A 271-nucleotide genomic window follows, 5' to 3' on the forward strand; every position below is an offset into this window, starting at 1 on the left:
GTTCTGCACGTAGCTGTTATCCACATCCAGCTCAAGCTCCAGTATGGCCTTCTTCTGCTCTTCGTCGACGTGGTAGAGATACTGTTTGTCCGCGATGAACTGCGCCAGAAGACGCTGACGGAAAGGCAGGGTGGCGACGGTCGTCAATACCGGAAGTTTGCGCTCGCGGAACTCTCTTACCGCATCACAAACCGTTTCGGTACCATCTGCATCAACAATGCTTTCGCCAGTTTCGATATCCACGCTATCGACGATAGTGGTGTCGGTACCC

Annotated in this window: 1 protein-coding gene; it reads right to left on the reverse strand. The window is 53.5% G+C overall.

The genetic code is table 11. The features are described from left to right. A partial coding sequence (locus tag N7568_RS26990) for a RecE family exodeoxyribonuclease (RefSeq protein ID WP_261612131.1) occupies positions 1–255 on the reverse strand: 255 nt, incomplete at its 3' end. Positions 256–271: the final 16 nt, after the last annotated feature.

This window comes from Paenarthrobacter aurescens (assembly GCF_025421775.1).
Lineage (GTDB): Bacteria > Actinomycetota > Actinomycetes > Actinomycetales > Micrococcaceae > Arthrobacter > Arthrobacter aurescens_B.